Source organism: Nostoc sp. PA-18-2419 (assembly GCF_005869855.1).
In the GTDB taxonomy this organism is placed as follows: Bacteria; Cyanobacteriota; Cyanobacteriia; order Cyanobacteriales; family Nostocaceae; genus Nostoc.
Genome location: NZ_SZNH01000012.1, coordinates 52,606 through 65,109, shown reverse-complemented (window position 1 = coordinate 65,109; position 12,504 = coordinate 52,606). Strand labels below are relative to the sequence as shown.

Here is a 12,504-nt window from a genome sequence, read left to right as displayed (position 1 = left end):
AAAATTACTTTTTTCACGAACCGCCAAACAAAGAAAGTGTTTCATAAATAATTTAGGATTGCTAGAAGATTCTTGTTATATCAAGTCCGGCTAATTAGTTATAATTCCCGAATCTATGCATAAAACCCGAAAACCCCTCCCCTCTGCACCTCTGCCCCTCTACCCTCCTGCGGTCAAAATGATAAGTCTTTAACTGAACACGATATTACTCTGCGTACCTCTGAACCTGAAACTCTTATTTTCTAATATTTGTGCAATAGGTATAATTAATACCAAGGATATTGAAATGAAACTAGTCACAACGCTAAAAAACACCCAAAAGTAGCGTTTCTATTCACTGGACAAGGCTCTCAGTATTTAAACATGGGTCGTCAATTATACGAAACCCAGCCGCTCTTTCAACAAACCCTGGACTATTGTAATGAAATTCTGCGTCCCTACTTAGAAAAACCACTGCTACAAGTCCTTTATCCAGAAGAGGCTTCTTCACCTCTAGAGCAAACCGCGTATACTCAAACTGCCTTATTTGCTCTAGAATACGCCCTGGTGCAACTTTGGAAGTCTTGGGGAGTCGAGCCAAGTGCCGTCATGGGTCATAGTCTCGGCGAATATATAGCGGCTTGTGTGGCAGGAGTCTTGAGCTTGGAGGATGGACTGAAGCTAGTTGCACAAAGGGCACGCCTGATGCAGAACCTACCGCAAGCCGGAGAGATGGTAGCAGTATTTGCTTCCAAGACAACCATTCAGACAATTACAGCAATCGATGAGCAAAAAGTCAGCTTTGCTGCCTGCAATGGACTGTAAAACACAGTAATTTCTGGAGAAAAACAGGCAATTCAAGAAATTTGTATAGCGTTAGAAGCCGCAGGGATTAAGACTAAAAAGCTACAAACCTCCCACGCTTTTCATTCACCTTTGATGGAGCCAATGTTAGCAGAGTTTTGTCAGATTGCTGCGACTGTTACCTATAACGTTCCAGAAATCGACATCATCTCTAATGTTACTGGACAGCTAACGACTGAAATGCTTGCTCTTGAATACTGGTGTCGTCATTTACGTCAGGAAGTACAATTTGCCCGCAGTATGGAAACATTGCATATTTATGGTTATGACGTGTTTGTAGAGATCGGGCCAAAACCAATATTATTAGGTATGGGTCGTCATTGTCTGGCAGAAGTGACAGCAACTTGGCTTCCTAGCTTGCGTCAAGGACAAGAGGAATGGCGAGTTTTACTCCAAAGCTTGGCAGAACTTTACGTCCGGGGGGTATCAGTAAATTGGTTGGGTTTTGACCAAGAGTATGTGCGACAACGAGTTAATTTACCGACTTATCCCTGGCAACGTCAACGCTATTGGGTGGAAACAGTAAAAGTTGAGCGCAATCAAACAGTAGCAAGAAATGATAGTTTGATTTCTCATACAGTAATACCTAATAATAGCGATCGCCCTCAATCATTACGTTCTTATTTGTTGGCAGAAATAGCAAAAACCTTACAGATTCCTGTTGCTCAACTAGATATACAGCAATCTTTAAGTAGCTTGGGAATGGATTCCTTAATGTGTCTGGAATTAAAAGACCGCATTCAAGCTGAATTAAAGCTATAGGAATCCTATTTGATTTTTGAAAAAAATTACGAGATAATACGGATGAGTGTAAAAGTGTAATAGAAGACAATGAACGATCAGCATCTACAAACGGCAACACTACCTAGAGGAGTGGCAACTGCGATCGCTGAATTACAAGATTTTATAGCAGCTTGTCGTGATGCTCGTGAAGCAAGAAAAGCTTTGGCAGTCAAATTGGTTTACCAAGATTACTTGTACGAAAAAATTCAAGCTATTTTAGATGTGTCTTTAGGCTGAATAACAGCTTGGAAACAAGCCTATGAGCAGAATGTAATTAATGGACTGTGCTTGAACTACAAAGGAAGAAAAAGCTACCTGAGTGTTGAACAGCGAGAAGAAGTATTGAGTTGGCTGCAAACTAAGAACTGTTGGGAACTGAGTGAACTGGAGTACAAACTAGCTTTTGAGTACGACGTAGTTTATGATTCAAAACAAAGTTACTATGACTTGTTTGATGCCGCTGACATCAGTTGGAAGAAAACCACAAAGCTGAATCCCAAAGCCGACCTTGATGCTGTTGCAGCAAAAAAAAAGAGATTGAGACATTGCTGGCACATCACAAGCGTGGAAATCGAAACAGGAAAGTTGAGAGTACTGCTAATTGATGAATGCCATTTAATGTAGGGAGATTTAAGTGGTTACGTATGGGGAAAAAGTGACCAAGAAATAGCAGTCCCAGTTGTTAACGAGCGAGATAAGCAGACATACTATGGGGCAATTGACTATCTGCAAGGAAAATTAGTTCTCAAAGCTTATGATGCCGGAAATTCCAAAAATATTATTGATTACCTACAATATCTGCTAGCTGACTCTCCCGACCAGCAATTACTAATTTTTTGGGATGGCGCTAGTTACCACCGTTCTAAAGAAGTTCGAGGTTTTTTGGACGAGGTAAATCTTGGGTTGTCATCTGAACAATGGAAAATACATTGCGTTCGCTTTGCTCCTAATTGCCCAGTACAAAATCCCATTGAGGATATTTGGTTGCAGGCTAAAACATGGGTTCGACGTTTTTGTGCTTTAATTCCAACATTTTCTCATTTAAAGTGGATGGAAGAAGTGGTTTATCCGACACACTRCCTTTGATTTCGCTACTCTCCAGATGTACGGTGTTTTTTCAAAAATCAAATAGGAGTCCTATAGCAGTTCTAAATTAATTGTGAAAAAATACGAATAATAATATAGTAAAATTTTATTAAGTAGCGAATTATATTCGTCTAATTGTTTCTAAATTTATCATAAATGATTTAAGATTACTAGATTTGTCAAAATAATGCACTTTCCAATCTAACTGGCCCTAATGCATCAACTTGTTAATACAAGGACTGCAAAATCATGATAAAACTTGTTATGACGCTGGCAATGACCAAATATTATCATTCAGACTTTGGTTAATTTGTACAGTACAAAACTTCTGCATTATTAATAATGACGAAAGTATGGTGTCCATCCTTCTGGTGTTTAACACTAGCTTTAAAAATGTTGGTAATACTAGGAGTGTTAATTGCCTTCGATAAAGGTGGCGCTTTGGCTCATATTTCGCTTGATAAACTCCAAAGTGCTAACGGTTCGCGCTTCAGTTTCAACGTTAAAAGCAAGGGACTGTCTGTTAACAAAATTGAAAACGTAGGTGTGCGAGAAAGCTTGTTAACTAGCAAGCCTCAACTCCATCACAGCCAAGTAGGAACAATAGGCTCATTAAAATCGAATCAATTGACATCATTGCCAATTTTGTCTCAGGTTCTCGACTCAAAACCGCCAAAACAGCCAATCCCTATCCCGCAACCACGACTAAAACCTGACCTTGAGCTTCCTTTTCAAACTCCCCCTTCTGAAGAACGCTTAGACCTTCCCCAAACTATTATTGTGAGCAAATTCGAGTTTGATGGAAATACAGCATTTAGTGACAAAAAGTTAACCGAAGTTACTGCTCAATTTACCAAGCGATCGCTAACCTTTGCAGAATTACTTCAAGTCGAGGCTGCTATTACTAAACTCTATACCGATGCGGGGTATATTAATTGCGGTGCTGTGATTCCAGCTGGTCAAACCTTGTCTCAACAAGGGTCTGTCGTCAAAATCCAGATTATTGAAGGAGGACTAGAAGAAATTGCGGTCACGGGTACACGACGGTTGAACTCGAACTACATCAAGAGCAGATTAGCATTAGCCACAACTAGACCCCTAAATCAAAAGCGTTTGCTCTCAGCTTTGCAACTATTACAACTCGACCCCCTAATTCAGAATATATCAGCCGAATTGTCTGCTGGGTCGCGTCCCGAATTAAGTATACTGACAGTCAAGGTAGTAGAAGCAGACTCATTTCATACAGAATTTTTTATAGATAATGGTCGTGCGCCTAGCGTCGGTAGCTTACGCCGTGGTGTCCGGATTAACCAAGGAAATTTATTCGGTTTTGGGGATGCCTTGAATTTAGAATATATCAATACTGATGGTAGCAACGCTCTTGACTTGCGGTACAACATACCTGTTAATGCTCGTAATGGCACAATTACCGTTAGAGGTGGATTGACAAATACCGAAATTGTCGAACCACCCTTTGACCGCATAGATATTATTGGTAATTCTAATTACTTCGAGTTAGGTTTTCGCCAACCTTTAATCTTATCTCCCAACAAAGAATTTGCTGTGGGTCTATCCGCGTTACGACAACAAAGCAAATCTCAACTGCTAGGTAGTGGTTTTCCTCTTTCAGCGGGTGCTGATGAAAAAGGAGAGACTCGGATCTCAGCCTTGCAATTCTACCAGGAATATCAGCAGCGGAATTCTCGACAAGCCTTAGCTTTGCGCTCTCAATTTAACTTGGGTTTAGATATCTTTAATGCTACAGTCAACAATGACCCTCCTGATACTCGGTTTTTTTCCTGGCGAGGGCAAGGACAATACGTGCGAGTTTTAGCACCACAGACTTTACTAGTGATACGTTCTGACCTGCAATTGTCAACTCGCGCCCTTGTACCTCTAGAGCAATTTGCGCTGGGTGGATTATATAGTGTCCGGGGTTATCGACAGGATGTTCTGTTGATAGATAACGGCTTTTTTGCATCAGCAGAAGTGCAATTACCAGTACTGCGGGTAAAAAATGTTGGAGGAGTTTTGCAAGTAGTGCCGTTTATTGATTTTGGTGTGGGTTGGAATAGTTCCGGCAATCCCAACCCCAATCCTAATACCTTGCTGGGGTTGGGATTGGGTTTACAATGGCAAATGAGCGATCGCCTCAATGCTCGTCTTGATTATGGGATTCCATTAACTGATATTCAAGACACAGGCAGGACTTTACAAGAAGACGGTTTTTATTTCTCAATAGTGGGAAGTCCTTTCTAAAAATTTTTTGCCTAGAAATCTCTGATTAGCAAAAGTTTAAGAGTCAACAAACTAGAGATGTAATATCGTGTCCGGTTAAAGACTTATCATTTAGACCGCTCTAGGGGCAGGGGAGCAGAGGGGTACAGGGGAAAGGTTTTTGAGCTTTCTGCATAGATTCGGGAATTATAACTAATTAGCCATAACTAATTAGCCGGACTTGGTATAAGGGATGCGATTATAGCGCTTCTCAGTTGTTTGAAATCATCGGCTTGCATTGTTAATGTATTAGCTTGCATTGTTAATGCAAGTCAATGCATTGTTAATGCATCGGCTTGCATTGTTAATGTATTAGCTTGCATTGCTAATGCATCGGCTTGCATTGTTAATGCATCGGCTTGCATTGTTAATGTATTAGCTTGCATTGTTAATGCATTGGCTTGCAAAATTTAACTCACCTTAGTTCCAAAAATAGAGGTATGTGGATAAAACAGAGTAAGTAAGTCGGTAGAATAAAACCAAACTATGCCAACAAAGATTAACTAGACTAAAACTCTTTTTCCTCCTGCCTTCTGCCCCCTGCCTCCTGCCTTACCTCAACAATAAATTTTCCTAGCTACTTACTTAAAGTATCTTGTATTTCATGCAAATAAGAATCCCTGTAACTTAGTATTGTACCCCTCTGTTTCGAGAGTAGGGTGCGCCAAAAAGAAAATTCCCTCTTCCCCCTTATACCCCTACACCCTTAATTTTTAGTCAAAAGTTATGCAATACCTCAAGCGTAAGCTCCTGTCTCATCTACTTCTAACTCTAGAGGTGAATCTTGTGTTGGTTTTGTTGTCTGGTATTGTTTCTTGTTCGGTAAAAGCACAAATCATCCCTGATGGAACTCTAGGCAATCAAAATTCAGTTGTAGTACCAGATAATCTCAACGGCAGTCCCATCGATAGAATTAATGGGGGAGCAATTCAAGGAAGCAATTTGTTTCACAGCTTCCAGGAATTTAACATTAACGACGGAGCAAAAGCCTATTTTACAAATCCTGGTGGAATTAGTAATATTTTGACGCGGGTGACAGGGAATAATGCCTCGAATATTCTAGGAACTCTGGGAGTTTTAGGCAATGCCAATTTATTTTTCATTAATCCTCATGGAATTGTCTTTGGTCCCAATGCTCGTTTGGATTTAGGAGGTTCGTTTGTAGCTTCTAGTGCAGATAGTCTAGTGTTTGATAATGGATTGAAGTTTAGCGCTACAAACCCCCAAGCCCCACCACTTTTAACAGTAAATATTCCTGTAGCCTTGCAATTGAGACAAAATCCCGAAAGCATCGTCAATCAATCTGTTGGTCTTTACTTACTGCCGGAAAATACTTTAGCGCTAGTCGGTGGAAATGTCATTCTTGATGGGGGAAACTTACAGGTAGCTGGGGGTCGCATTGAGTTAGGAGGATTGACTGGTGCGGGAACAGTTGGTTTTAATATTCAAGAGTCCCAAGGAATACCAAGAGTTGCTTCTCTAAGTTTTCCCAATAATGTTGAACGAGGTGATGTGTCCCTCTCTAAAGAAGCAGTGGTGAATGTTGCCGCTGGAGGTGGCGGTAGTATTGCAATTAACAGTCGTAACGTCAATATTGAGGGAGGAGGTCGGTTATTAGCCGGAATAGCCCCAGGTTTAGGTTCACCTGGAACTGAGGCAGGAAATATTGAAATTAATGCCAGCGATCACGTAGTCTTTAGTGGCGTATCTGTCAATAGGTCGATTAGTGGAGCATTCAATCAAGTAGAGGCTGGAGCGCAAGGTAACTCTGGTGACATCAATATCAAAGCTAATTCTCTGGAAGTGAGTGATGGCGCTCAACTGAATGCAAGTACCCAAGGTCAGGGAAATTCAGGTACAATCCGAGCGATCGCCAGTGATCGAGTGGTTATTGATGGGCAATCTGTCATCGATCCGCGCAGCTCGCTACTGAGTCAAGTTAGAGAAAATGCCCAAGGCAATTCCGGCGGGATTGAGATTAATGCGGGTAGCGTTCAAGTAACGAATGGTGGTTTCCTCGATACCAACACTTTAGGCAGAGGAGATTCAGGGAAGATTCGCATTACTGCCGCAGGTCAGGCAGTCTTTGGGGGAGAATCTCGTTACAATTCCCTAAGTGCAGTACAAAGTCAAGTGGAAAACGGAGCTGTTGGTAAATCAGGCGGCATTGAAATTAACGCGGGTAGTGTTGCTATTACCAACGGCGCTCAACTTGGTGCTAGTACTTCTGGGCAGGGAGATGCAGGCACAATTGCCATTAATGCCCGCGATGGGGTAGTGGTAGATGGCGAATCCCAGAAAAATTTCTTGAGTACAGTATTTAGCCAAGTGCAACAAAATGCTGTTGGCAACTCAGGCGGTATTGAGATTAACGCGGGTAGTGTTGCCATCACCAATGGCGCTCAACTCAGTGCTAGTACTTCCGGACAGGGGGATGCAGGCACAATCGCTATTAATGCCCGCGATGGGGTAGTGGTAGATGGCGAATCCCAGAAAAATTTCTTGAGTACAGTATTCAGTCAAGTGCAACAAAATGCTGTTGGCAACTCAGGCGGTATTGAGATTAACGCGGGTAGTGTTGCCATTACCAACGGCGCTCAACTCAGTGCTAGTACTTCTGGGCAAGGCAATGCAGGCACAATCGCCATTAATGCTCGCGATGGGGTAGTAGTAAGTGGCGAATCCCAGAAAAATTTCTTGAGTACAGTATTCAGCCAAGTGCAACAAAATGCTGTTGGCAACTCAGGCGGCATTGAGATTAATGCAGGAAGTTTTGCTATTACCAACGGCGCTCAACTCAGTGCTAGTACTTCTGGGCAAGGCAATGCAGGCACAATCGATATTAATGCCCGCGATGGGGTAGTAGTAAGTGGCGAATCTATATATAACTTTCGCACATCTATATTGAGTCAAGTTTTTGACGGAGCAGTTGGAAAATCGGGCGGGATTGCGATTAATACTCCGATCTTAGAGGTAACGAAAGGTGCGTTTCTGGATGCCAGTACCAAAAGTTCTGGTGATGCAGGCGCGATCCGCATAGCTGCTAGCGATCGCGTAATCTTTGATGGGGAATCGAGCAAAGGTAACGGCAGTGCTGCAACTAGCGAAGTTACGGCTGCTGCTATAGGCAATTCTGGAGGGATTGAAATCAGTACTCCCATCCTGAGAGTAACCAATGGCGCTCAGTTAAATACTACTACTTTGGGAAAGGGCAATTCTGGCGCGATTCAAGTTACAGCTACCGATAATGTAGTTGTTGACGGCACATCTGGCGATCGCTCTCTAAGTTCCAGTCTTGCCAGTGAAGTCGGAATTGGGGCAACTGGAGCCTCACAGGGAATTACAATCACCACTCCTCACTTGCAGATCGGTAATGCAGGTTTTGTCAGTGCTAATACTAATGGAAATGGTAATGCTGGTAATATTAATGTCACGGCTAACAATATTGACCTCTTCAGTGGTGGACAAATCCGCACTAACACTTCAGGTAGTTCCAAAGCAGGCGATATAACGCTGAACGCGGCAAATAGCCTTATTATGTCTGACTTAGGAACCGCAGTATTAGCTCAGACTGAAAATACTTCTACTAGTACTGGCGGTAATATCGTGCTTGCCTCTCCCAAAAATGTGCTGATTCAAAATGGTGCCGAACTCTCTGTGAATAGCAGGGGAAGCGGAACCGGAGGTGATATAGATGTGCAAGCCAACTCTTTAACTTTGGATGGGGGAACAATCTCAGCCGAAACCGCTAAACAAACAGGCGGTAGTATCAACTTACAAATAGCAGATTTATTGCAGATGCGACGCGACAGCAAAATCACTACCAACGCAGGTACTCAAAGTCAACCAGGAGCAACTGGTACTGGTGGGAACATTGACATTAATACCCAATTTATAGTTGCCTTCCCCTCACAACCAAAGGGTAGCGATATAACCGCCAATGCAACTTATGGTAACGGTGGTCGTGTTGATATCACTGCTACTGGTATCTTTGGTATTGAATTCCGCGATCGGCCTAGAGATATGTTAAATGACATCACCGCTAGTTCAGAGTTTGGTGGCAATCCGGGAGTGGTGAACATCAATGAACCAATCGATCCCAGCCGGAATTTAGTAGAATTACCCGCAACTGTTATCGATCCCAATGACCAAATTGCCCAAAATCCTTGTAGCAGAGGTGTTGGCAGTGAATTTACCATCACCGGACGTGGTGGTTTACCTCCTAGTCCTAACGAAGACTTAAGCCAGGAAGCTACTCAGGTTGGTTTAGTTGAACCAGTTACAAGCGATAGGAATGTTAAACCACTACAGCAAACCTCCTCTCGGCATAATTTTAAATCCCAAATCTCCAGCCAAATTGTGCCAGCTCAAGGATGGGTATTCAACGATAAAGGGGAAATCGTTCTTACTGCCTACAATCCTACTGTTATTGGAACCCATCGTTTAGCTAAAAATTTAAGTAGTTGTCCTGGACGGTGAGAGGTAGAGGGCAGGGGGGCAGAGGAGGCATATTATGTCAGTAATTTCGTGAAATGATTGAAAATAGGTATTTTTCTTAAATAGCTTCACAAAAAGAAGAAGGTATGAGTTTGAAACAGCACGGATGGCGATGTCTACGACGGGCTGCGCCTACGCTTAGGGCATTTTTCTTGCCAAGTAATCGCTCCCCAAGGCGATCACTAATTTTGGTAGTCCTGTTATTTTTCTTGTCTGTGGGCGGAGTGCTGTTAAATGATCGCGTTTGGGCATCAATTGCGATCATTCAAACTCAGCAGGTTTTCGATTTGGTCGAACAAGGCAAATCGCTTTACGAAAACAGACAATTTGAGTCAGCCTTGAGCGTGTGGGAACAAGCTGCTGCGGCTTTTACAGCGCGAGGAGATAAACTTAACCAAGCAATGGCCTTAAGCAATCTTTCCTTGACTGCTCAACAACTCGGCAAGTGGGAGCAAGCTAAAGATGCGATCGCTACGAGTTTAAATATTCTTCAAACACAGGCAAAGACACCAGAGCGATCGCAAATCCTCAGTTCTACTTTAGACATTCAAGGACAGCTGCAACTAGCAGTGGGAGAATCAGAAGCAGCTCTTGCAACTTGGCAACAAGCAGCCCATATCTATCAAACTCTCGGCAATCAAAACGGCTTAACTAAAAACCAGATTAATCAAGCCCAAGCGATGCAAGATTTAGGTCTTTACCCCAGGGCTTGCAAGACTTTATTAAAAGTTTTAGAGCTGGATTATCAAAACTGCCAGATTGCCAAGGAAGAATTGCCAGCCTTAAAAGAACGTGTCAATAAAGGAAATTCTTCGTCCTTAAATATCTTGGCTTTACGTAGTCTCGGTAATGTTTTACGCGTTGTTAGTCAACTCGAACAATCGCAAACCGTCTTATTGACAGCTGGGCTATTAGCTCAACAATCAGGCGATTTACCAAATCTGGCTGCTACTTACCTGAGTTTAGGCAACACAGCGCGAGCCTTGGGCAACAAAAAGATGCAGTTGCAACAAAACAGCCAACAGCCGTCTACCCAGACTACAGACTGCATTCCAGTAGCTAGTACAGACAATGCTATGGAATTTTATCAACAAGCGGCTAGTTGCTATCGCCAAGCTGAATCATCTATTTCAGCAGACATCAAAAGCCAAGGGCAATTGAATCGATTTAGCCTCTTAATACAAACTCAACAATGGTCTGAAGTCCCAACCCTGCTGTCCGAAGTTACATCTAGCCTCAGTAACTTATCTGCTAGCCATTCAAGTGTCTATGCTCATATCAATTTTGCCCAGAGTTTGATGTGTTTGCGATCGGGACTGAGTGAAACATTAAATGCTCTATCCCCAATTCTGCAACTATGTAGCTTTGTCAAAAATGCATCTACAAGCGCTGGTGTTAAGACTCTTGAATCAGCAAAAATTCCTTCATGGTCGGAAATTAGCCAAATTTTACAAACAGMTCTCAATCAAGCCCAACAATTAAAAGACAGGCAAGCCGAAGCTGATGCTCGTGGTTATCTAGGAGGAGTTTATCAGCAAACGGGAAACTTGGCACAGGCACGACAATTAACTCAACAAGCCTTGCAGCAGAAATCTGCTTTTAATAGTTCTAGTATTACTTATCTGTGGCAGTGGCAGTTAGGACGGATTTATCAAACTCAGCAAGAGCAAAAAAACGCGTTGCAAGCCTACACGATAGCCTATGAAACTCTTCAGTCCTTGCGTCAAGACTTGATTGGTATTAATCCAGAAATTCAATTTACTTTTCGTGACACTGTAGAACCAGTTTACCGAGAGTTAGTCAATTTACTCTTACAACCCCTTGCTTCTCAACAGATACCAACAGAGATTAGTCAGGAGAATCTTAAGCAAGCTCGTGATGTCATAGAAGCACTCCAGCTAGCAGAACTGACTAACTTCTTTCGGGAAGCTTGTGTAACCAGCCAACCCCAACCAATCGACCAGTTAGATCCCAGTGCTGCGGTCATCTACTCGATTATTTTGCCAGATCGGCTGGCTGTGATTTTATCTCGACCTCAAAAACCCTTAAAATACTACGCAACTCCCTTAATGGCTTCTCAGCCGGGGGAAGTCGAGCGCGTCTTTGACGAGCTGTTCGTTGGCTTCAACCGTTACATCTCTGACTCAGCTGGAATTCAGGCACGACAAACTTTTTATGACTGGTTAATTCGTCCAGTTGAGGCAGAACTGCAAAAAGATCAGATTAAAACTTTGGCATTTGTATTAGATGGAGTGCTGCGCGGAGTGCCGATGTCGGTACTTTACGATCGCCAGCAGCAGCAATATCTAATTGAAAAATATAACCTAGCTTTGAGTCCGGGTTTGCAGCTGTTATATTCGCGATCGCTTTCTCCAAACAAATTGCAAACTTTAGCTGGAGGTTTGGTTGAGGCAAGACTTGGGTTTTCCTCACTGCCAGGAGTCAAACAGGAAGTTCAAGAAATTGCCGAGGTGGTGCCGACAGAAGTTCTTTTAAACCAAGACTTTACCCGCAATCGGCTGAAAGTTCAAATCAACAATGTCCCTTTCCCTATCGTTCACCTAGCAACCCACGGTCAGTTTTCTTCTCAAGCTGAAAATACCTTTTTGTTGACTTGGGATGGTCGCATCAATGTTAAAGAATTAGACCAATTATTGCAAGCACGCGATCGCCCCGGTCGCAGTCCTTTGGAATTGTTAATTTTGAGTGCTTGTCAAACCGCAGTCGGCGATCGGCGGGCGGTTCTTGGACTTGCAGGAGTAGCGGTGCGTTCAGGGGCACGTAGTACGTTAGCAACACTTTGGTCAGTACAAGATGAATCAACAGCCCAACTAATGAACAAGTTGTATTTGGAATTAAACAAACCTGGAGTAACTAAAGCGGAGGCACTTCGTCAAGCTCAACTGTTTGTGTTGCGATCGCCAAAATATCGTCATCCTTACTACTGGGCACCATTTGTCTTAGTGGGTAATTGGTTGTAAATAGCAAGTAGGGGATTGGCAATGGGGACTGGATTTT

General features: G+C 42.8%; 5 protein-coding genes and 2 pseudogenes. 6 read left to right on the top strand and 1 reads right to left on the bottom strand.

What is annotated here, in order from left to right; all coding sequences use genetic code 11:
• Nucleotides 1-363: 363 nt before the first annotated feature.
• From FCR06_RS14565 to FCR06_RS14555, 4 genes and pseudogenes are all read left to right on the top strand, one after another.
• Nucleotides 364-1,209: pseudogene (locus FCR06_RS14565) on the top strand (acyltransferase domain-containing protein); the annotation flags it as partial.
• Nucleotides 1,210-1,302: 93 nt separating this feature from the next.
• The gene (locus FCR06_RS34600; RefSeq protein ID WP_317616823.1) at nucleotides 1,303-1,605 is read left to right on the top strand and encodes an acyl carrier protein; all 303 of its coding nucleotides are present in this window, start codon (nucleotides 1,303-1,305) and stop codon (nucleotides 1,603-1,605) included.
• Between the two features lie 69 nt (nucleotides 1,606-1,674).
• Nucleotides 1,675-2,758, top strand: a pseudogene (locus FCR06_RS14560) (IS630 family transposase).
• Between the two features lie 296 nt (nucleotides 2,759-3,054).
• Complete coding sequence (locus tag FCR06_RS14555; RefSeq protein WP_138500829.1) at nucleotides 3,055-4,971, top strand: ShlB/FhaC/HecB family hemolysin secretion/activation protein; 1,917 nt, start codon at nucleotides 3,055-3,057, stop codon at nucleotides 4,969-4,971.
• Nucleotides 4,972-5,261: 290 nt separating this feature from the next.
• Here the strand turns inward: FCR06_RS14555 and FCR06_RS34270 are convergent, their stop codons facing one another.
• Complete coding sequence (locus FCR06_RS34270) at nucleotides 5,262-5,396, bottom strand: hypothetical protein (protein ID WP_262984673.1); 135 nt, start codon at nucleotides 5,394-5,396, stop codon at nucleotides 5,262-5,264.
• Nucleotides 5,397-5,715: 319 nt separating this feature from the next.
• Here FCR06_RS34270 and FCR06_RS14545 point away from each other — a divergent pair, with 319 nt between their 5' ends.
• Nucleotides 5,716-9,468 (top strand): filamentous hemagglutinin N-terminal domain-containing protein, encoded by a 3,753-nt coding sequence (locus FCR06_RS14545; RefSeq protein WP_138500824.1) that lies wholly within the window; start codon nucleotides 5,716-5,718, stop codon nucleotides 9,466-9,468.
• A 104-nt stretch (nucleotides 9,469-9,572) separates the two neighbouring features.
• A complete protein-coding gene (locus tag FCR06_RS14540; protein ID WP_138500822.1) occupies nucleotides 9,573-12,467 on the top strand; it encodes a CHAT domain-containing protein in 2,895 nt (964 codons plus the stop codon).
• Nucleotides 12,468-12,504: the final 37 nt, after the last annotated feature.